This window comes from Cecembia calidifontis (genome assembly GCF_004216715.1).
Classification (GTDB): Bacteria; Bacteroidota; Bacteroidia; order Cytophagales; family Cyclobacteriaceae; genus Cecembia_A; species Cecembia_A calidifontis.
Map to the genome: position 1 here is coordinate 4406622 of NZ_SGXG01000001.1, position 21689 is coordinate 4428310.

A 21689-nucleotide genomic window follows, 5' to 3' on the forward strand; every position below is an offset into this window, starting at 1 on the left:
TCAAACACTGATGACACAATTTCTGCTATCAAGAAAAATTAAATATCTTGAAAAAAAATATATGTTGATCTCATCAAAAGAACCCCAATTCCCAGAATCCTTACAAATTCCTTCATTTACTGGCGTTCGATTTTTTGCGGTTGTCTTGGTTTACTTTCACCATTTTAATACAATACCCAAGGATTATTCTCTTGGATATTTGCACGGAATTTTTCAAGAGGGATATATAGGGGTAACCCTGTTTTTTGTGCTTAGTGGATTTATTATTACTTACAGGTATTTTTTATTTTCCACTGTCTCCCTTTCTATTTACCTCTGGAATCGATTTAGTAAAATTTATCCTATTTATTTTTTTTAACTCTACTTACTTTAGGATGGAGTTGGCGTTTAGAGGCTTCGCTTTCTTCTGACCAATGGATGACTCTTTTCATGAACTTGATCCTGCTTAAGGGATTCTTTGGTGATTTTATCTTTACAGGTATTCCTCAAGCTTGGACACTCACTGTAGAAGAGTGCTTTTATCTTTCAGCACCCCTATTTGCATATGCATGGAGGAAGTCATTGAAATTGGTTGGTACGTTAGTTTTATTAATTTGGACAGTAGGTCTAATGTTGATTATTCTTCCAGACCAAATAATAAATTATGGATTTATTCCTGGTGCGTATTATCTTTTTAATTATACATTTTTCGGAAGAATCCTTGAATTTATTCTAGGTATGGGATTAGCTTTTTCTCTAAATAAGAAAACCAAGTTCAGGTATTTTACGGTAATGGGTTGCACTAACATTGGATTATGCCTTATCATTCTTTATTGGTTAGCAGAACCGGGCGGATTTGGGGACCAAACCTATCAAGGAATCTTGGTAAACAACCTTTTTCTACCTTTATTTGGTATTTTACCTCTAATATGGGGTTTAATACATGAAACATCCATATTAAGACAGCTTTTCTCCTCTAAATTATTAAGAATTTTAGGTGAAAGCAGTTATGTGTTTTATTTGATCCATATGGGGATCTTCCATAACTATCTTGCCAAAAACGGCTTTAACTATTTTGCGATTTTAAGTATTCTTTACTTGATCTCGATATTGATTTATTTTGGATTCGAAAAACCAGTAAAAGTTTGGTTGAGGAGTTTTTGGATTTCAAAAGTCTAATCCAAAAAACACTTACCTAATGGAGCTTATCTTTTATTAATGAAAGCTAAACTCGTAAATAAACGAAAAGTAAGTTTTTGCCCCAAAACTCTCCTTCCAATAAGCCAGACTTTCAAGCTTTTTTCCTGTCTGTCCATCATAGACCGTTCCCAAATCTATATAATGAATATTAGGAAGATTCATTAAGTAATGCATTAGCAAATCCATGGCCCTACTTATTTTTCCTTTTTCGGTAACCGCGGAATATTGAACTTTGATTACCCGAGGATGCCTGAAAATCACTATGCCAGCCAATAACTCCTCCCCTAGAAAAGCCGAGATCAGTTGAATTCTCCCCGGATGACGCTCAGAAAGCAAAGCTATTTCTTTCCAGCTATGGACTGGGGCTTTACCTATTTTGGCAGCATACATGGGAAGCATCAACTTTTCCCAAAATACCTGGGACACTTCTCCTTCCATAACTTCCAACCCTTTCCTTACCGCCCGTCTCACTCCTTTTTTTTTACCCTTATCTTTCAAAACAAAAGGGGCTTCAATCAAATAAACCTCTTTATTATCTGAAATCTCAAAACCAAGGGAATCATAATCCAATGAATTCAATCCTTTCTCTTGACCATAGTAATAAGGTACAGGAGCCACCCTGAGGCTTTTGATTTCCTGGTTTTTATAAAATTCAAGAATACTATTAATGATTTGGGTTTGGCTGAAAGAAGATAAATCCTTTTTGAATATCCATCCCCCAAAACTCAGTCCCTTGTGCGAAAAAATCTGATTGCCTACCTGATGCGCCGGAAAAACTGCCAGAAGCTCCTCTCCTTCCCATACCATCACCGATACATCCTCAAACCTGTCCCCATGATATTCCAAAAAGGAACGCTTGTGCAGGAAAGTGCCATTGGCGGAGTGGTCAATAAATGCTTCCCATTGCTCCCGATAACGCTCCTCATATTTCCTGACATCTATATTCAAATCTAATCTATGTAATATAAGATGCCTTTTCATTCTAAAAAGCGAAGCTTAGTATCAGTGTTCATCTGTGTCTATCTGTGGTCAATTTCGAAAGCTTAGCTTTTACTATCCCGTGATTAAGGGACAAATTGTTTAATAAAAAAAAGCGTTTTTAAGATTTCTCCTTCGTCAATATGACAAGGATAAACCACTTTCTCTTTTTGCCCTTCTGAGATTTTCATCACTTTTTCTCTCTGACTCCTCTGGACCCCTCTGTGTATTAAAAGCTAAGCGCAGTGTTTTTTCTCTTTTACACGTACTTAACCGAAAACCAAAAATCCACTCACCTCCTCCGGGTCGGCTTCCACCACCTGTACAATTACTTTACGCTGCAACTTTTCGTAGGTCTTTTCAGTCAAAAAATCCAGATAGTCCAAGTCCAAATCCCGCCCCACCAAGATCATCTCTATGGTTCCTGAATCAATACCCTGAGCATAATCCCCTACGATATAGGCCTTTTGCACATTCCCCATGCGTTTGACCACTTTTTCCATGAGTTCATCCAATCTCAGAAACTTGGACACCATATTCCTGATTTCCTGGTAAAAAGGATGCGATTCATTGGCACGGTAGAGTTTAGTCTTGCCGTTTTCCCGTACCAGCAGCAATCCTGCATCGGTGAGGCGGTTGAGTTCTACCCGCACCGAATTGGTAGATTCATCAAATTCCTTGGCCAGGGAGCGCAGGTAACCTGAATTGTTATGCGCAAAAAACTTCAGCAAGAGCTTGATACGGGTTTTGGATGTGACGAGGGAGTCTAGCAATTCGAGCGGTGGGTAAGTTATTCAGTTGGAAAAAAGTTGTCGGGTTGTCAGGTTGTCATTGTTCAGAACTGAATTCCTTTGACTTTTTTATGTTCTCCAGTTGTTATCGACATAGTTCAAAAAATTATGGATTTTGATACCTAAACCATCATAACATTCAATAAGTTGATTGGCTTCTTCTGACAAATCAGGATATAATCTTGAAATTTTAAAAAGGTGATTGATAGTCTCGAGATTGCTAGAATGAGAATAAACCAAAAACTTGATAAAGTCCTGCTTATATCTTTTTCTACCGTATCCTTCAACAATATTGGAATTGATAGAATCTGAAGATCTCCTCAGCTGACTTCCTAATTCAAACTTCTCATAGTTGGGGATTTTAAGAGAAAAAATATGAGTTTGAAAAAACAGATCAAGAGAGATATTGTAAATTTCTAGGTCTTTGTATGATTTCATAAAACAGTTATTTATTCCTTAAAATCAATCCAATTTATTTTATTTAAGCATCGCCTATTTAAAAAAATCCAACCCGACAACAAGGACAACCATGACAACATATATACCTTTTCCACACTCCATTCTACATTCTTCATTCTTCATTCAACCCAGCTTCGCACTTTCAGTCCCAGGCAGACCTAGCAAAAATCGAGTAAAAATCTTACTCATGAGTAACAAATTTACTCAGTGAATGGATTTATGCAAAGGTTTAAGGATTTTTTTCGAGCTGATTATATACTTAGCAAAATTCCAAGAACAAATCGCAGATTTCCATCAATTTTCCCCTGGCTACTTGGTTGAATTATTCAGACCTGTCCGATGAAGGCAGACTTGGACCCTTCAATGAACCCACCAATCTCCTTATTTCCTAATTCTTCATTCAAAAAATTCCCCCACTGTATCGTCGGCGTGGGATGATTCATTCCTTTAGAAGATATGTGCGCCGACTCGGGAACCGTGGTAATCATCCTAACCCTGGGTCTTGCCCCCACCTGGCGATCGCCTTAGACCCGGGGGTACTGATGGTTCAGCCCATTCTGGGCTGGCACCCAAAAAATCACCGATTCGACTACTTGGGTTCGTGAAAATTCTAAAGCCTCGCGCCTAATTTCATTACCCATGCTGATTTGATGAAAGTAAAATTCCAAAATCCCTATCAACATCTAAATCTGGTTAATTAGTGAAATTTGTGTTATTTGTGGCTAAAAAAATCTTTTCCACCTCAGAAATGACATCCTCAACCCTTCAAGACTCCCACATTCTTCATTCTTCACTCATCATTCTTATTTTCTCTTTTTTTTGAAAAAGCAAAAGCCAATCCAAAGACAAAAAGTAAATGGAAAAAAATCATAAAAAAAGACTTCATACGCATGATGATTCCCAAATTGTTCAAAGTCAAAGCATATACCCCCATCAGCAGCAGACCAAACAAAATCCCTCCCCAAGTAAACAACGGGACGGTTTTCCATCCTGAACGACCCATCAAGCCTATAGCTCCTATTATTAAAAAAAGGCTCAGTACATTTTCAGTACTTGCTGCCACATACCAAAGGCTTTCCCACTCTCCCATAAATGGACGGAAAAATAGGGTCCATAACCTCATAGGCCAACTGTAACTATTCATAGGCACGGCAGATTGGGCAGCAAATCCCTCTAGAAATTCCATTTGTGAAGCACTGAACTCCATGATTTTCTGGGGATGTAGAAAGGGAATATGGGTAATATAAAGGATAAAATCCAGCATCCCATAAGCCAACAGCCCGGCCACCAAAAGAAAAATCGCCTTAAACTTGTTGGATATTGAAGGAGTAAAAATCAATAAACCTATGAATCCCCCCATCAAAATAAACCCCTGCATGGGACGTACCAGGTATGAAATACCCAGCCCAAAGATCAGATATCCCCAAGCAGGCCTCATCACATGCAGCCCGCGGAGAAAAAGTACAATACCCAAAAAACTGATGGACTGCTTCCCAACAGAAGAAGACCAGAAGTGTAGGTTAGGCATCAAAAATACTACCCATAAGCTTAGTTGAATCCAATGATGCTTTTGGGTATCCACCTGTTCCCTTACCAGACCATAAAGAAGATAATAGCCATAGTAAGACAAAACACTAAAAAACAGATTACCTGACCATAATGGTAGGCCAAATACATAAGCAGGCCAATAGGTCAGCCATTGCATGAAATAAGATCGGGTACCCCAATGTGAAAACCAACGTTCGGGATGATCTACTTTTTCTGCCCTTAATTCCCAAAAGGAAATCGCATCGCCTCCATATTCTCCCAGATACCAGGTAAATAAAAAGGAAAAAGCGATATGGTAAAAAAAGAGAAATACCAGGAACTTTTGATCACTATGCAGCAACTGATTTTTCAAGATGACATTCTTGCTTTAATCCATTCCAATATATCATTGATTACCAATTCCTTTTCAGGTTCATTGATCAGTTCATGGAAAAGTTCAGGATAGCGGTGAAAAGTCTTGTCCTTCGAAGCCACATTCCTAAAGAAAATCTCAGAACCCTTGGGATTAGTCAGTTGATCATCCGATCCGTGAAGCAAGAGCAAGGGATAATGGAAAGAAGCGGCTTTTTCTTTAATTGCATCCATTATCCTGAGCAGTTCATAACCCGTCCTGGCGGGAACCGGATCATGATACACCAAAGGGTCTGCATCATACTTCCTCACTTCCTCAGGATCACGGGAAATCTTGTTACTGTCCAACTTGAGCACTTTGAGTTTAGGGGCCAACTTACTTACCAAGCTGGAAACAGCGATCAACAATTGGGAGACGTCATCAGCTGGCTGCAAAGCAGGAGCACTAAGGATGACACCTTTTGCCTCTGGCCGATATTCCAAGACATAGGCCGCTGTCATTCCCCCACCCATACTGTGGCCAAAAAGAAATGCAGGAATTCCGGGGATATAGGTTTTGACCTTGAGAAACAGGGCATCAATATCTTTCAAATAGTCCTGATAATTGGCAAAATAGGCAGTTGGTTTGGGGTTTGAGGACTTTCCATGACCTCTACCGTCAAATGTGAACACTGCTATACCTTCCCCAACGAGTTTGTCAGCAAAATGTGCATACCGGCTACTATGCTCCCCAAGACCATGGACAAGCAGCATAGAAGCCTTGGGTTGATCGGGAATCCAAGCCTGAAGATAGAGCACCAAATTATCATGCGTGGTATATTTTGTTTCGAAATGCTTCATTGTTACTTTATAATTTCGGGAAATTAAAAAATCCATTAAAGTCTTGATTTTCTTCCCATGGGCACTGTAATTCCAAGCCAAGGAATATCAACAAAACCATCAAAGTTTCCACTTACAGGCAAGACCAGACCATAATCAAGCCCTACATCCCCTATGATTCTCCTCCCTCCCATAGACAAAAGACCAAATGTCTCAAAGCCAGTGCTGATAATGTAGTTTTCTGTTAAAAAATATCCTCTTGGACCGGTTCTGACCATGCCGCCCAGAGTGATTGTTGGGGAACTGGCAATTTCTCCATCTGAAAAACCCCAGCCCAAGCCCAAAGTGATATTTTTATCTTTATTGCCAAAGGTATTGACCCCATATAAAATCCCAAAAGCTCCTCCACCGCCGATCACGGTTCCGAGCAATGCGCCGGCACCAACATTGTATATATCCTTAACTACCGGCACCGAAAACTTTGGGTTCAGCCAGACAGGGGTAGGTGCTCCTGCAAACAAAAACAAGGGGACAATCCCTGCGGACATAGAGAAATTCTCAGTGATCCCAAAAGAAAACTGGTTGAAAAAGATCCACACATTTTGGTAATAACTTTCACCAGATCGAAGACCATATCCATTCGGTGCGAAAAAATAGCGGGTAGCCTGGGGATTATCAAACCATAACTTTCCGTCTTTCACCTGACCCGATTGAATGAGTTCCCTAACAAGAATATCGGTCTTTCTGATGGTCACTTCTCCAAATTTTTCAGTAAGTAATACCAGTTTTTCATCATCTTCCAATGTGATCTGGCCTACAAACTCATTTCCGTCCCTGGTCTTGATTCTGTAGATTAGGGATTCTTCTTGATTGTCCTGTCCAAAGGTTTCGGTTATGGGAATTGTCATCATGGGAAATAGAAGCCAAAAAAGGACTAAGGGTCTAAATTTCATAGTTGGAGGGTTTTAGGAATAGAAAGATAGCCAAATTCCTTCAGACAAAAAGTTTTTAAGCGATAATGGGGTTTTTTGGTTCAATATTTTAGACTTTGTTAAAGTGAGGGTGTTACTTTCTTTTTTTGATACTATCTGTGTTCATCCTCATCCATCCGCGGTTCAATATAATCCGCACCATCCCTACCCGACCGTGCAAGCGGGGGCGTTCCAATCACATTCAGGTTTCATATCGTCGGTGTGGGACGAGGTTCTGTTGTTCAGCAGATTCCTGCGCCGACTCGGGGGACGGGCCGGACACCATTTGCCCGGGGTTGAAACCCCGGGCTACCAATAGGCAGGCCCTACAGGCCTGTCTTGTAAAAGACTCATATTACATCCATCTGAGAAGATGCAGCGTCAGCTGCTTGGTGTTCTTCCTTTATCTAGTCCTACTCAAAACGCTAGAATTATGTAGAAAACCTCTCTATTGAAGAACCAAGCTCGTCGAACCTTTAATGCTCTTCCTTTTCCCAAATCCGACTTTTTTTATTCTTCATCCTCCACTAATACTCCATAATCAAAGGAGATGCTTCACTACGTTCAGCAAGACAGTTAGATATACACTCACTCCTACTTTCAAAACTCCAACCCGAAAACCATGACAACCTGATAACTCCCAATCCCTCATTTTTCAAGGAATCCACTTGATATGCTTGAAGTTCGGTTTTCTCTTTTCCAAAAAGGCATTCCTTCCTTCTTTAGCCTCTTCGGTCATGTAGGCCAACCGCGTCGCTTCCCCTGCAAATACCTGTTGCCCTACCATTCCATCATCGGTCAGGTTCATGGCAAACTTGAGCATCTTGATGGATGTGGGCGATTTGGCCAAGATTTCCTGTGCCCATTCATAGGCTGTTGTCTCCAGTTCGGCATGCGGTATTACTGCATTGACCATGCCCATATCAAAGGCCTCCTGAGCGGTGTAATTCCTCCCCAGAAAAAATATTTCCCTGGCTTTCTTTTGGCCCACCATTTTGGCCAGATAGGCCGAACCATAACCGGCATCAAAACTGGTCACATCTGCATCGGTCTGTTTGAAAATGGCATGTTCTTTACTGGCCAAGGTCAGGTCACAGACCACATGAAGGCTATGTCCTCCACCCACTGCCCAACCGGGTACTACAGCAATCACCACCTTGGGCATAAAACGGATTAACCTTTGCACCTCCAAAATATTCAGTCTATGGTAGCCATCTTCCCCCACATAACCCTGATGTCCTCTTGCCCTTTGGTCACCTCCTGAACAAAAAGCATACACTCCATCCTTGGGCGAGGGTCCTTCTCCCGTCAAAAGGACAACACCTATGCTCGTATCCTCATGGGCATCCTTGAAAGCATCCAAAAGCTCGGAAGTGGTCTTGGGCCTAAAAGCATTCCTCACTTCCGGACGGTTAAAAGCTATTCTGGCCACCCCATCGCACTTTTTATAGGTGATATCATCGTATTCTTTGACCGTTTTCCAGTTTATTTCCATGGTAATTTGATTTAAAATTTTCCTGCAAGATAACAGCCTTACAGGAATTTTGTTGAATTTTAGTGCAGGATTGATCATTATGGGTAAAATCATTATTGAAAACAGAACTTATGGTTTTGATGAAATCAAGGAAGGAAATTGGTTGGAAAATGACCCCTATTTCCATCAGGCCCTGACGTTCTGTCAGTTGTGGCTTAAGGGGGCAACGGTATTTGAAATGCCCACCTCAGGCTCCACCGGTGAACCCAAAGACATTCAGGTCAACAGGAAGCAAATGGAAATTTCAGCCGCAGCGACGAGGGATTTTTTCCAAATCCCAAAAGGAGCCAAAATGCTTTGCTGTCTGAATATTTGGATGGTGGCAGGAAAGATGATGTTGGTCAGGGCGATGGAATGGGAGGCAGAACTTTACCTGGTCAAGCCCAGTGACAATCCTTTGCTGGAGTTGTATTTGGAATTTGATTTTGCGGCCATGGTTCCCCTTCAAGTGTCTGCCTGTCTGGAAAATGAAAAAACTGTACCTGTCCTGAAAAAAATCAAACACCTGATTATTGGGGGGGCACCTTCCTCTCCTACACTGATCCAAAATATACTGAATTCAGGGATCCGCGCATACCAAACTTATGGCATGACCGAGACAGTGTCCCATATTGCTTTGGCCAAAATCAACAGAGAGGAACTCGTCTATGAAGTTTTGCCGGGAGTGGAGATTGGAACAGACCAAGAACAAAGGCTATGGATCAAAGCACCTATGGCCTCACATCAAATCCTTCAGACCAATGATTTGGTAAAAATGATAGACAAAAGTCATTTCCAATGGCTGGGCAGGGCTGATTTCACGATCAATTCCGGGGGGATCAAACTACAACCCGAGCTAATGGAACCCAAGATTGCACCGGCTTTTGAAGCTATTTTCGGACACCAGCATTTTTTCCTGTTTGGCAAAGAAGATGAAAGACTTGGCCAAAAATTGGTTTTGGTCATTGGTCATGAGGATAAAGACGTTACAAAGGAACAGTTATTGCGGAATGCATTGAAGAACCTGTTCAACAGGTACCATTTACCAAAAGAAATCCTTTATGTTAAGGAATTCGTAAAAACAGCATCCGGTAAAATCAACCGACCTGCAACCTTTCAAAATAGCCAATGAAAATATCAATCATTATCTTGATGCTTTTTTCCTTTTTTCAAGCCATCCAGGAAAAAAACTCCCTCACCCTGACGGTCACCAAGGTGAAAAATAATCAGGGAGTAGTAAGGGTCCTTTTGTTCAGGGGCGGGGATGGTTTTCCCGATGCGGTTGAAAAAGCCTATGCCAATGCTTCCCTGAAGATTGAGGGCAATAAGGCCAGTATTACCTTTGATAATATTCCCACCGGAAATTATGCCTTTTCGGTATTTCATGATTCTCAGAATACAGGTAAGCTACGTACCAATGCCTTAGGGATTCCGAGGGATGGCTATGGTTTTTCCAACAATGCCATGGGAACTTTTGGACCTCCAAGTTTTGAAAAAGCCGCTTTCAGGGTGACCGCCGGTAAAAATTATGTTCAGATCAACCTGAGATAATTTATTTTTGCGCCAAAAATTTACTTCCAAATGATTTTATTGGATTATCCCTACGTTTCAGATTTCCTGAAAGACACCATTGTACAAAACCAATTTCCGGTAATTGCCACGAGTGAAGCGATTGCCATCATGGAGGACAGGCCGGCCAACTGGATTTCTGAACAAAAGGCAGTGGCGCAAATCAGGCAAAATCCACTTTTGCACCTATATACCAATTCAGAAAACAGCATCGCCTGGATTAAGCAACACCTTTCCGATACTTCCCTCCCTGAAAAAATTGAGACCTTTAAAAACAAATTCAGGTTCAGACAATTGATTCAGGAAGCTTATCCGGATTATTTTTTCAGCGCTGCCCAACTTTCCGATTTGAGGAAAATGGATGTATCCGCATTTAAATTCCCTTTCATCATCAAACCTGCGATTGGATTCTTCAGTATCGCGGTTCACAAAGTCGATAAGGTGGAGGATTGGCCGGAAATAGTAAGTAAAATTGAAGAACAGATCAAAAAGACCAGTAATCTTTATCCCCAGGAAGTGGTCAGCGATACAGAATTCATCATAGAATCTTACATCAAAGGGGAAGAGTACGCTTTTGACTGTTACTTCAACGAAAAGGGTGAGCCTACCATCCTCAATGTGCTTCACCATGTTTTTATGTCAGAGGCAGATGTAAGTGACAGGGTTTACACAAGTTCCAAAGCAATCATTGAAAGGTTAAGCCCAGCCATTATGGAATTTCTTCATTTGGTGGGAAAGAAAATTGACCTGAGGAATTTTCCTTTGCATATAGAAATCAGAGAAACAGCTCCGGGAAAAATCATCCCGATTGAAGTCAACCCTATGCGTTTTGGGGGCTGGTGCACCACCGCAGACCTGACCTGGTTTACATATGGTATAAATTCTTATGAATACTTTTTCAAGTCCCAAAAACCTGATTGGGAAAAAGTTTTCAAAGGAAGGGAAAATAAAAAATACAGTTTGATCTTATTGGACAACCAATCGGATGTGCCACAAGAGTCCATCGCCTATTTTAATTTTGATACGCTGGCCAAGGATTTTGAAAATCCCCTGCATGTCCGCAAGGTCAATATGGATAAATTCGGGGTTTTCGGTTTCCTATTTACCGAAACCAGTGAAGGTAATGAAAGGGAGTTGGATGAGATCCTGCATTCCGACCTTAAAAAGTACATGGTTTTGAAGTAATTTAAACCGCAAGGAATCCAAGGAAATCCCAAAGAGGGCAAAATCTGTAAAATTCGTGGCCTTTTTTCCGCGTCCATCTGCAGCCATCCGCGGTTCAATATAATCTCACCATCCCTTCCCGTCCGTGCAAGCGGGGGCGTTCAAATCCCACTCAGGTTTCATATCGTCGGCGTGGGACGGGAATCAATTGTTCAGCAGATTCCTGCACCGACTCGGGGGCAGAGGATTGGTCATTATACCCGGGGTAAAACCCTGGGTTACCACTAGACAGGCCCTACGGCCTGATTCACAAAAGGCTTCTATTACATCTACCTGAGAAGACCCAGCGCCAGCTGCTTGGTGTTCTTCTTTCGTCTTATCTACTCAAAACGCTTGAGTTATTTAGGAAAACCTCCCTATTAAAGAACAAAGCTCCTCACCCCTTCAAGACTTCCTCATTCCTCATTCTACATTCTCCGCTAATACTCCATAATTAAAGGAGATGCTTCACTACGTTCATCAGGACGGTTAGCTATACACTCACTCCTACTTTCAAAACTCCAACTCCACAACTTGACAACCTGACAACTCCTAATCCCTCATTCAACATTTCCCCCTTTTACCTTGTCTCGTATTACTCCTCAATACATTTCCCTAACTTTACACCCTCAATTTGACAATTATGAGTGATTCTCAGGGCACACGTATCAATAAATACCTCAGTGAGGTGGGCTTTTGTTCCAGAAGGGCTGCCGATAAGCTGATTGAAGAGGGCAAGGTAACCATCAATGGGAAAGTCCCGGAGATGGGCACCAAAATGATGCCCGGAGATGAGATACGGGTCAATGGGAAATTGATTGCTGAGCCTGAGGAAGAACATGTTTATATTGCCTTCAACAAACCGGTGGGTATCGTCTGCACCACAGACACCAAATCAGAAAAGGACAACATCATCGATTACATCAACCATCCAAAACGGATCTTTCCGATCGGAAGATTGGACAAACCAAGTGAAGGCCTCATCCTTTTGACCAGTGATGGGGATATTGTCAATAAAATCCTGAGGGCCAAAAACAACCACGAAAAAGAATATATAGTGACAGTAGACCGGATCATAACTTCAGATTTTATCCGTAAAATGTCCGACGGCATTCCTATCCTGGGTACTGTTACTAAAAAATGTGAGGTAAAATCACTGGGAAAATACAAATTCAAAATCACCCTGTCACAGGGATTTAACAGACAGATCCGCCGGATGTGTGAATACCTCTGCTATAATGTAACCAAATTAAAAAGAATTAGGATCATGAACATTCCCTTGGACTTGCCTATCGGAAAATGGAGGGATCTTAAACCCCAAGAACTCAGGGAGATCAACCTTCTCGTAGCAGATTCTAGTAAAACCCACGATGATTAAGTTTGATGATGAAGTTTTTTTGGCATGAAATTGGTTTTTGGAGATTGAAAAAATCAATCACAAAGACAATGAAACGAGTATCCAAATTTTCCAATCTATTATCCATTTTAATCTTAGTTTCTTTTCTAGCTGCCTGCAAAAATTGGAATAACACCCAAAAAGGAGCAGTCATCGGTGCGGGAACCGGAGCGGCTGTAGGTGCTGTCATAGGAAATAAAAGCGGTCAGGCAGGACGTGGCGCAGGGATTGGGGCAGTCATAGGTGGTGTAGCAGGTACGGCCATCGGGGTTTATATGGACAAACAGGCCAAGAAGATGGAAGAACAAATCAAAGATGCAGAGATCGAACGGGTTGAGGAAGGTATCAAGGTAACTTTTGCTTCAGGAATTCTCTTTGGTTTTGATTCCTATTCCCTCACACCGGCATCACAGGAAAACCTGATGAAATTTGCAGAAATATTAAAAGAATATCCTGACACGGATATCATGATAGAGGGACATACGGACAACAGGGGCAGCAGATCTTATAATCAGGGACTTTCTGAAAGGAGAGCACAATCTGTAAGAAATTACCTAAGAATGCAGGGTGTATCAGAAAGCAGAATGCAGACCGTAGGATATTCCTTTGACCGCCCGGTTGCCAGCAATGACACTGATGAAGGTAGGGCCAAAAACAGAAGGGTAGAAATCCTCATCACTGCCAATGAAAACCTGGTCGAGAAAGCTGAAAAAGGGGAAATCAGGAATTAAAAAGAAAAAAATTAAAAGAGCCATTTGAACAAAGTGGCTCTTTGACTTTTCTTCTGTTGAAATATTTTTTTTTACTGTCGTCCGACTAAAATAAGAAATTTAAAATAAAGTCCTCTAATGAAGTTTTAGAGGTGTTTTTTGTTGAAAGTCAAAAAGCACCCCCTATCCGGAAAGGAATAATTGGGTTTGTACATTTTGGATGTCTTTTTGAAATATACTTTTAAAGTAAGCTTCAGGAAAAAGTAGGAACTTTTCAAGACTGACGTAGGAGCAAAGATTTTTTGCGGCTACCATGACCATGGTCGAGAAGTCTTCAGCCTCTTTTATCCGCTTATGTAGAACTGTAAACAGGAGGTTGAGTATCAATGCCACCCAAATCTGGATTTTGATCCCGTTCTCGCTGTCCGACAAAAAATATCTGAGTTCAAAATTCTGCTTGATCTGCTTGAAAAGCACTTCGATAACCCACCTGTTCTTATAGAGAAGAGCTATGGTTAGGGCATCCAATCCCTTAAGATTGGTGATAAACTCCAGCGTTTCACCGCTTTCAGGGTCAGCATAAACCACCAGTCTGGCTTCAACTGTCCGAGAAACTCCCTTCTCCCTGTAGCTCAGTGAGATAATCTGGTCCTTGATGATGTCCAAGGCATGCGTACAGTCAAACTCACTGACCACTTCATATCTTGCATTGTCTTTTTTTCTGGTCACAAAATATCTGTTTGAACTGTCCCACTTTTCAAAGCAGGAATAGCGGTTATATCCTTTGTCGAAAACAGCTATCCCGTGCTCAGGCAGATCCATCACTTTTAAAAACATATTTTCATTTGTGGCCGCAGAACGGATACATATGAAGTTGGGAACGCCTTCTGCCAGATTCATTTTGGCAAATATCTTGGCACCACCTTTTTTCTTTCCGTTCAGGGGATTGCGTCCGGCCCCTCTGAGGATTTCCTTGAACAGCGTGACCGTTGAGGAATCAAAAACCTCAACACGGCTGAGGTCGACCTCTCCACCGATATCGAGCCAATTTCCTACCAAAGATGCCCTATAGTATGAATACAGCCCTTTGTATAGTTGTTCAAAAACACGATAACTGCGTTTACGGTTTGCATCAGAAAGGGTACTCCTGGCAGGTAGCTGCTTCATTCCAAAAGGAATAAGCTTGGTTATGATCAGGCCGATGTTTTTGCAGACCTCTCTAAGACTGCTGTTTCTGGTCAACACCGCATAAAACATGCAGATGAAGTGATCACTTGTTTTGAGTTTCTTGTAGTACCTATCCGAGTTTTCTTCCTCAACGACCTGATTCAATAGCTCTTTGGGAATAAGAGAGAGGAGTTGAGCGATAATAGGATGCCCAGACAAAAATTTATGCTTAAATTGTGTCACGTTGTTGGTTCTTGGTCGAAACAACAATATGAAAAAGATGGGTAAGCTCCAAAAGGGCTGCCCATCTTTGATTTTTGTACTATTCTAGGATTTTATTTTTTATATTGCCTCAGTTCTCGGAGGACAGTAATTTTTTTTTAAATTCTCAATCTGTTTTTTTATTCTCTTTTATGATCATCCGGCATCATTCCACTAACAGAATTTCAAAGAATTGACCGGTATTAAAGAACCAATATCCATGAATTTCCTATCTCAAAAAATTTTGGCCTGGTCAAAAACCACATAAATAATGATAACTGATATCATTAGGGACATAGATAATTAATAATTTGATAAATGACTTTGTTAAGAGTTTTATTAAAGCGTAGGTATTTTTAGGCTTTATTGGTTACATGGAAAACTCTGACTTGTATTTACTCAGTAAGATCATCAAAGATAATGTCAGGTCTTATGAAGCAATATTTAATAAATATTGGGAGATGGTCTTTAAGTTTATTGTAAAAAAAAACAGGTGATTACAGTCAGGCGGAGGATATTGTTCAAGAAGTCTTTCTTTTGGTATGGAACCGAAGAAAAAGCCTCCATATACATACGAACCTAAAAAATTATCTCTTGGCAGTAGCGAAGTATATGTATTTCAAGTCAATTGATACACAAACTTTACAGTTGGACGGAGAAGAATTGGAAGCATGCGGGATTGATCCCTACACACCTGAGACCTGCCTAGAGTTCGATGAACTACACCACCGTTATCTTCAATGCATTGAAAAACTGCCTGAAAAATACAAAGAAGTCTTTAAGCTCAGCCAACATGAGTCTCTTTCGATAACAGAAATTTCCGCCAAACTAAAGCTTGCGCCCCAGACAGTCAGCAATCGTTTGACAGCAAGTAAACAGTTGATTAGACAGGACCTGAAAAAACACTATCCCTTATTACTTTTTTTATTTTTAAATTGATTATTAATTTTTCATGTCTTTTTTTGAAAATTTATTAACGAAATGGTAATCATTTTTTAGGGTAAGAAAGTCAGTTTTGAGACACATATCTATGTAGTCTCAAATTATATGATGGACATACCCAAAAAAATCCGGCTTTTAATCTATAAAGATCTACGGGGCAAATCCTCGGTCAATGAACAGGAAGATTTAGACAAATGGTTTTTTGCTTATGAACATCCCAGCTATCCCCTAAGTTCCAGGTCGCTCAAAACCATCAAAAACCGTCAAAAGAAATTTTTAAAAAGTCAGATACAGTACAAATATTCTTTAGTTGATCAATACAAAAAATTTGCCGCTGTATTTATACTTTTTTCAATAGCCATTTCCGCGTATTTCTTATCAAATAGGGATTTTCCAAAATCTCAGCAGGAGAAGCCTGTTTTCTACCAGGAAATTTCTGCCAAGTTTGGAGAAAGAAAACTCATCAAGCTTAATGATGGAACCCAAGTGAAATTATTTGGTCCAACATCATTATTTATCCATGAAGATTATCCAATACTAAGGGAGATTAAGTTAGTTGGCGAGGCTTTTTTCGATGTACGGCATGATTCCCTGAGCCCTTTTTTCATAGATGCCGGAAAATTTAAAATTAAGGTGTTAGGCACATCTTTCCTGGTTCAGGCAGATAGCAGCCAAACCTCCTCGGTATCCATTAAATCAGGCATTGTAAATGTCAGCAATGAGCATGATTATTCAGAAAACCTCTTCAAAAATGAACAAATAGTTTTTGAAAAAACCGAGCCTCTCCCCTTAAAAAGGAAAATTGATCCGGAAATCAGTTTCGCTAAAGTTGAAAACATTTTATGGTATGAAAACACCAGGTTAGATTTTGTTTTGGAGGATTTAAAAAAATGGTATGGCTTAGAAAAACTGGAACAGATTGGTCCAATACATGAATTTAAAATTACCGGAAAATATAGAAACCAAACCTTAAAAGAAATATTACAATCCATTTCATATTCAACTGGAATTGCCTATGAATTAAATGACAAACAATTAAAAATCACAACAAAATAAAAAAGGCTGGCTTGCGCCAACAAGACCAGCCCAAACAAACTGTAAAAACTAACCTTAAATTATGAAAAAAAAATTACTCATCCTATTTATGAGGATAAGCATCCACATGTTGACTATTGCCTTTTTGGTTTACATCGGAAGTGGAATAGTCTGGGCACATGAGACAGATGCCCAACAATTGAAAGATACCTTCATTCAAACAAAGAAGGGGACATTTTCCTTAAAACAGGTGATTCGCAAGATCGAACAATCCAGCGACTTCAATTTTACATTCTACGATAGCCATCTATTGGCTACGGAGGTTGTAATTAAGGGAGGCAATTTTGACCTCGAATCTCTTTTAGAAGAAATAGCAAGGCAATCGGGTCTTTCATTTCTGCAAGTGAACAACAATATTGCCATCCGAAGCAACAGGGCTAAAGACATCGATTCATCAGTAAATGAATTGATAAACATTGAGGGTGTTATCAGAGATGCAAAAACTGGTGAACCTCTTCCAGGAGTGAATATTCTTATTAAAGGGACCACGAAAGGAACAGTTACCGATATAGAAGGAAGGTTTAAAATTGACGCGGAAAGAAACGAAACCTTATTGGTTTCTTTTATTGGATATGAAAGTCAGGAAATCCGTGTTGGCAATGAAAGCTTTTTAGTAATAACTCTAAACGAAGACAATAAAAGCCTGGATGAGGTAGTAATTATTGGATATGGAACCCAAAGTAAACAAGATGTCTCAGGTTCTATAGCATCCCTATCAGTCACAGATAAACGTTTGGCGGAACTTCCGCTCATGAATCCGGAACAGTTGATGCAGGGAAGGATTGCAGGGGTGAATGTGACACAAAACTCCGGAACTCCAGGAGGACGATCCACGGTAAGAATTAGGGGAGCTAGTTCCATTACAGGCGGAAATGATCCTTTATATGTTGTTGATGGAATTCCTATCAATGTTGGAAATTACAACGGGGCAGCAGGGGGTGCAGTATCTCAAAATCCTTTATCGAATATCAGCCCTAATGAAATTGAAAGCATTGAAGTTTTAAAAGATGCTGCAGCCGCTGCCATCTATGGATCAAGGGCTTCCAATGGTGTAATTATTATCACAACAAAAAGGGGATCCGAAGGACGGTCCAGAGTTAGCTTCAATGCATACACAGGAATTCAAGAAGTATCCAGACGCATACCATTGATGAATGGTCCGGAATGGGGCGAACTTATAAATGAAGCCCGTGCTAATGTAGGACTGGCACCAATTTTTGAAGACCCATCTACCCTTCCCACTACAGACTGGCAGGATGAAATCTTTAGGAGAGCTCCAATACAAAATTATGAGGTATCCTTATCGGGAGGAACCCAAAAATCACAATATTTCCTTTCCGGAGGTTATTTTGACCAATCAGGTGTGGTTATTGCCAGTGGATTTAGAAGGGGAAATTTCAGGTTTAACTTTGATCAACACCTTAATGACCGAATGAAAACAGGTGTAAGCCTTAGTTTAACCCGTTCAACCCAAGACCGTGTAAGTACAAGTGACAGGCAGGGAATCGTGGCTGTAGCAATAGTAAAATCACCCGCTATTCCTGTAAGATTAGAGGATGGAAGTCTAAATCCTGTGGATCCTTATATCAGTAATCTTGACAACCCTGTAATTATAGCTGAGCAAGTCAGAAATCAAGCTTTCAATAACCGTGTAATTGGTAATGGGTACATCGATTTTGAAATCATTGACGGTCTGACATTAAGAAGCACCCTGGGAGTTGATTATCTTGGCCTGGAAGAAGTATTATTTGTCCCAAGAAATAATTTGACCGTTGTGGGAAGGACTACTAATGGTTCTGGAACCAACAGCTTTACTCAAGATATAGGATGGATCAATGAAAATACTTTATCCTATATTAAAGAATTTTCTGCTGATCACCGCTTTAATGCATTATTAGGTTATTCTTTACAAACGTCTGAATTTTCAAGAACTATTGCTTCTGCCACCAATTTTGCTTTGGAATCTATCCCTACCCTTGCCTCAGCTTCCATAAAAAATTCAAGTTCTACTGGAAGCAGCTGGGGGCTGGTCTCTTATTTTTCCAGGTTTAACTACTCCTTCAAAAACAAGCTGGTTTTAGCCGCTAGTTACAGAATCGACGGATCTTCAAGATTTTCTGAAAACAACAAATATGGAAGTTTTCCATCCGTATCAGCCGCTTACCGCTTGGGACAGGAAGATTTTCTAAGAAATCTCAAGTGGCTCAATGAGTTCAAAATCAGAGGCAGCTGGGGAAGAACAGGAAATCAGGAAATAGGGAATTTCACATCAAGAGGACTTTTTGCTGGTGGATTTAATTACATTGGTTTGTCTGGATTAGCTCCAATACAACTGGAAAATCCTGACCTGACCTGGGAAACCACAGAGCAGACAAATCTTGGATTTGATTTTTCATTTTTGAATAAGCGATTAAATGTTTCAACTGATGTTTATTTAAAACAGACTTCAGGTCTTTTACTGGATGTTTTATTACCGGCCACTTCAGGATTCAACAGTTCTCTTCAAAACGTTGGTAATGTTGAAAACAGGGGACTTGAACTGGCCTTCAATTCTGTAAACATTCGAAACAATAAATTTTCGTGGTTATCAGATTTTAACATCAACTTCAACAGAAATAAAGTGACCAATCTTCCTGGAGGCCCCAGACCGCTAGGATTTAATGGTTATGCCAGCATTATCAAGGAAGGCTTTCCTCTGGGAACTTTCTATGGTTGGAGGATAATACGTGTGAATCCCGAAACAGGCAATTTCGACTTTGAAGATCTTGATGGCGATGGTAATATTCCATTTGCTTCCACAAGCACTGATGTTCAGGTTATAGGCAGTGCCCAGCCTAAATTCACAGGAGGGCTAACCAACACTTTTACATTAGGAAAGTTTGACGCTTCGGTATTTATGCACTTTGTCTATGGAAACCAGATTTTTGATTTAGCGGAATATTCTTATGGAAGACTTCATACCTGGTTTAATTCAAGCAGAAAAATAGCTGAAAACAGATGGAGACAACCAGGCGATATTACTACTGTTCAAAGAGCCGCTTGGGGCGATCCGACAAGAAATGGGTCTGTGTCTGACCGTACTATTTCAGATGGATCTTTCCTGAGGATCAAAAATGTCTCGTTAGGTTACAACCACAGTAATCCAAAATTAGAAAAAATCGGAATACAAGGGGTTAGGCTCTATTTGGCAGCCAATAACCTATTCACATTCACCCGTTACCAAGGATATGATCCAGAGGTAAACGGATTTGAAGATGATGCAAGATTTGGTTTTGATGCCAACTCCTACCCACAAGCCAGATCTTACATTTTTGGATTAAATGTTACGTTCTAATTTAAAGATAAACATGAAGAAAATACATAAAATTTCTATCCTGATTTGCTTCATTTTCCTTGCTCAGGCATGTAATATTCTGGATCAGGAACCTATTGATGCTGTGTCAAACCAAAGGCTTTTCACTAGAGGTTCTGATGCTGAACCCGCCATAATAGGAGCATATGAAGCTGCAGCCCGTCTCGGACAAAACTATGTTTTGATGGCAGAAATACCCACCAAAAATATTGTTGGAAATGCATTGAACAGACAGTTTGAACAGATGAACAACTTGTTGTTTTTAGATGACAACGGGTTCTACAACAACTTATGGAGAGAAAATTATCTCTTGATAAGCAGGGTAAACGTCATCATTTCACGAGTCCCTGGAATTGAAGACTTATCAACGGAAAACAAAAACAGGGTCTTGGCTGAAGCCCGATTCCTAAGGGCTTTTGCCTACTTCAATCTGGTGAGGTATTTCGGAAATGTTCCTTTGATTACAGAACCTACCACCACCGCAGATCTAGTAAGTCTTCAGGTTAGCAGAGATCCTACGGAAAAAGTCTATGAACAGATTTTTTCCGACCTTGAATTTGCCAAGCAAAACTTACCTGATAATTTCTCTGGTACGCTGGCAACAAAAGCAAGGGCAACAAAAGCAGCAGCTTTTGCTTTGGCAACAAGGATACACCTTTTCCGAAAAGAATATAGCCAAGTCCTTTCAAATTCGGAGCAGGTAATTTCATTGAGAGGGAGAAGCCTCACCAATTCCTATCAATCCCTTTATGCCGACAGGAATACCGATGAAGCAATTTGGGAAATCAATTATGACAATATCGTCACCAATACCATGGCAAGGACTTTCCTCCCTGGAGCCCTTGGTGGTGTAAGAATGCTCGAAGTCAATCCAGACATCATCTCGGCTTATGAAGCAGGGGACCTTAGAAAAAATGTCACAATTGGAATGCAAGCCGGTCAACCCTTTGTGAATAAATATACGAGGGCAAACTCAGGATCAGATAATATCATTGTCTTTAGATTGGCTGAGGTGCTATTATCGAGGGCAGAAGCCTTAGCCGAAACTTCTTTCCCTTCTTCTGAAGCGACGGAATTATTAAATGAAATCAGAAGACGGGCTGGTCTTAGCCCGGTATCACTCAATGAAAAAAATGCATTCATCAACCAATTGTACAAAGACCGAAGGTTGGAATTATGCTATGAAGGACATGAATGGTTTGATCTTGTAAGAACAGACAGGTTAGGTTCTGTATTAGGTATTACAGACCCCAACAAAAGAATTTGGCCTATACCGGCTGTGGAATTACTAAGAAATCCAAATTTATTGCCTCAGAATCCAGGATATTGATAAATTCTAGTCCTCCATTAAGAGGACGAATAGGGCAAAAAAAAGTAATTCCAAA

General features: G+C 40.4%; 16 protein-coding genes and 2 pseudogenes. 10 read left to right on the forward strand and 8 right to left on the reverse strand.

What is annotated here, in order from left to right; translation table 11 throughout:
* Positions 1-351 precede the first annotated feature (351 nt).
* A pseudogene (locus tag BC751_RS19030) lies at positions 352-1158 on the forward strand (acyltransferase family protein); the annotation flags it as partial.
* Between the two features lie 36 nt (positions 1159-1194).
* Here the strand turns inward: BC751_RS19030 and BC751_RS19035 are convergent.
* The 7 genes from BC751_RS19035 to BC751_RS19065 form a co-directional block, all read right to left on the reverse strand.
* Entirely contained in the window at positions 1195-2160 is a 966-nt protein-coding gene (locus BC751_RS19035; protein ID WP_130277003.1) for a hypothetical protein, read from the reverse strand.
* Between the two features lie 266 nt (positions 2161-2426).
* Positions 2427-2930 (reverse strand): winged helix-turn-helix domain-containing protein, encoded by a 504-nt coding sequence (locus BC751_RS19040; protein WP_130277004.1) that lies wholly within the window; start codon positions 2928-2930, stop codon positions 2427-2429.
* Between the two features lie 87 nt (positions 2931-3017).
* Positions 3018-3386, reverse strand: coding sequence for a four helix bundle protein (locus BC751_RS19045; RefSeq protein ID WP_130277005.1), 369 nt, complete (start codon positions 3384-3386; stop codon positions 3018-3020).
* 811 nt (positions 3387-4197) lie between these two features.
* Positions 4198-5307, reverse strand: coding sequence for a hypothetical protein (locus BC751_RS19050; RefSeq protein ID WP_130277006.1), 1110 nt, complete (start codon positions 5305-5307; stop codon positions 4198-4200).
* A complete protein-coding gene (locus BC751_RS19055; protein ID WP_130277007.1) occupies positions 5304-6146 on the reverse strand; it encodes an alpha/beta hydrolase in 843 nt (280 codons plus the stop codon). Before BC751_RS19055 ends, BC751_RS19050 begins: the two co-directional genes overlap by 4 nt.
* Positions 6147-6181: 35 nt before the next feature.
* On the reverse strand, positions 6182-7078 hold the full coding sequence (locus BC751_RS19060) for a hypothetical protein (protein WP_130277008.1): 897 nt from the start codon (positions 7076-7078) through the stop codon (positions 6182-6184).
* Between the two features lie 673 nt (positions 7079-7751).
* Positions 7752-8591 (reverse strand): 1,4-dihydroxy-2-naphthoyl-CoA synthase, encoded by an 840-nt coding sequence (locus BC751_RS19065; protein ID WP_130277009.1) that lies wholly within the window; start codon positions 8589-8591, stop codon positions 7752-7754.
* 79 nt (positions 8592-8670) lie between these two features.
* Here BC751_RS19065 and BC751_RS19070 point away from each other — a divergent pair, with 79 nt between their 5' ends.
* The 5 genes from BC751_RS19070 (at position 8671) to BC751_RS19090 (ending at position 13508) form a co-directional block, all read left to right on the forward strand.
* Positions 8671-9741, forward strand: a complete 1071-nt coding sequence (locus tag BC751_RS19070; protein ID WP_130277010.1) for an AMP-binding protein — start codon at positions 8671-8673, stop codon at positions 9739-9741.
* Positions 9738-10160 (forward strand): DUF2141 domain-containing protein, encoded by a 423-nt coding sequence (locus BC751_RS19075; protein ID WP_130277011.1) that lies wholly within the window; start codon positions 9738-9740, stop codon positions 10158-10160. The genes BC751_RS19070 and BC751_RS19075 overlap by 4 nt, the downstream gene beginning before the upstream one ends.
* Positions 10161-10190: 30 nt before the next feature.
* Positions 10191-11363: an ATP-grasp domain-containing protein gene (locus BC751_RS19080; RefSeq protein ID WP_130277012.1), complete on the forward strand. Its 1173-nt coding sequence runs from the start codon at positions 10191-10193 to the stop codon at positions 11361-11363.
* A 661-nt stretch (positions 11364-12024) separates the two neighbouring features.
* Entirely contained in the window at positions 12025-12759 is a 735-nt protein-coding gene (gene rluF, locus BC751_RS19085; RefSeq protein ID WP_130277013.1) for a 23S rRNA pseudouridine(2604) synthase RluF, read from the forward strand.
* Positions 12760-12827: 68 nt separating this feature from the next.
* A complete protein-coding gene (locus BC751_RS19090; RefSeq protein ID WP_130277014.1) occupies positions 12828-13508 on the forward strand; it encodes a YiaD family glycine zipper/OmpA-like lipoprotein in 681 nt (226 codons plus the stop codon).
* 162 nt (positions 13509-13670) lie between these two features.
* Here BC751_RS19090 and BC751_RS19095 read toward each other — a convergent pair whose 3' ends face one another.
* Entirely contained in the window at positions 13671-14897 is a 1227-nt protein-coding gene (locus BC751_RS19095) for an IS4 family transposase (RefSeq protein WP_130273774.1), read from the reverse strand.
* 519 nt (positions 14898-15416) lie between these two features.
* Between BC751_RS19095 and BC751_RS19100 the strand changes: the two are divergent.
* The 4 genes and pseudogenes from BC751_RS19100 to BC751_RS19115 form a co-directional block, all read left to right on the forward strand.
* Positions 15417-15854, forward strand: a pseudogene (locus tag BC751_RS19100) (RNA polymerase sigma factor); the annotation flags it as partial.
* 111 nt (positions 15855-15965) lie between these two features.
* Complete coding sequence (locus BC751_RS22620; protein ID WP_278043612.1) at positions 15966-16913, forward strand: FecR family protein; 948 nt, start codon at positions 15966-15968, stop codon at positions 16911-16913.
* Between the two features lie 61 nt (positions 16914-16974).
* Entirely contained in the window at positions 16975-20286 is a 3312-nt protein-coding gene (locus BC751_RS19110; protein ID WP_130277017.1) for a SusC/RagA family TonB-linked outer membrane protein, read from the forward strand.
* A gap of 13 nt (positions 20287-20299) precedes the next feature.
* On the forward strand, positions 20300-21634 hold the full coding sequence (locus BC751_RS19115) for a RagB/SusD family nutrient uptake outer membrane protein (protein ID WP_165389863.1): 1335 nt from the start codon (positions 20300-20302) through the stop codon (positions 21632-21634).
* Positions 21635-21689 lie beyond the last annotated feature (55 nt).

What these genes read in the sequence shown, in the direction of transcription:
- BC751_RS19035 (WP_130277003.1), bottom strand. Translation starts at nt 2,160, where the DNA reads ATGAAAAGGCATCTTATATTACATAGATTAGATTTGAATATAGATGTC.
- BC751_RS19110 (WP_130277017.1), top strand. Translation starts at nt 16,975, where the DNA reads ATGAAAAAAAAATTACTCATCCTATTTATGAGGATAAGCATCCACATG.
- BC751_RS19070 (WP_130277010.1), top strand. Translation starts at nt 8,671, where the DNA reads ATGGGTAAAATCATTATTGAAAACAGAACTTATGGTTTTGATGAAATC.
- BC751_RS19080 (WP_130277012.1), top strand. Translation starts at nt 10,191, where the DNA reads ATGATTTTATTGGATTATCCCTACGTTTCAGATTTCCTGAAAGACACC.
- BC751_RS19045 (WP_130277005.1), bottom strand. Translation starts at nt 3,386, where the DNA reads ATGAAATCATACAAAGACCTAGAAATTTACAATATCTCTCTTGATCTG.
- BC751_RS19055 (WP_130277007.1), bottom strand. Translation starts at nt 6,146, where the DNA reads ATGAAGCATTTCGAAACAAAATATACCACGCATGATAATTTGGTGCTC.
- BC751_RS19060 (WP_130277008.1), bottom strand. Translation starts at nt 7,078, where the DNA reads ATGAAATTTAGACCCTTAGTCCTTTTTTGGCTTCTATTTCCCATGATG.
- BC751_RS19065 (WP_130277009.1), bottom strand. Translation starts at nt 8,591, where the DNA reads ATGGAAATAAACTGGAAAACGGTCAAAGAATACGATGATATCACCTAT.
- BC751_RS22620 (WP_278043612.1), top strand. Translation starts at nt 15,966, where the DNA reads ATGGACATACCCAAAAAAATCCGGCTTTTAATCTATAAAGATCTACGG.
- rluF (WP_130277013.1), top strand. Translation starts at nt 12,025, where the DNA reads ATGAGTGATTCTCAGGGCACACGTATCAATAAATACCTCAGTGAGGTG.
- BC751_RS19075 (WP_130277011.1), top strand. Translation starts at nt 9,738, where the DNA reads ATGAAAATATCAATCATTATCTTGATGCTTTTTTCCTTTTTTCAAGCC.
- BC751_RS19090 (WP_130277014.1), top strand. Translation starts at nt 12,828, where the DNA reads ATGAAACGAGTATCCAAATTTTCCAATCTATTATCCATTTTAATCTTA.
- BC751_RS19115 (WP_165389863.1), top strand. Translation starts at nt 20,300, where the DNA reads ATGAAGAAAATACATAAAATTTCTATCCTGATTTGCTTCATTTTCCTT.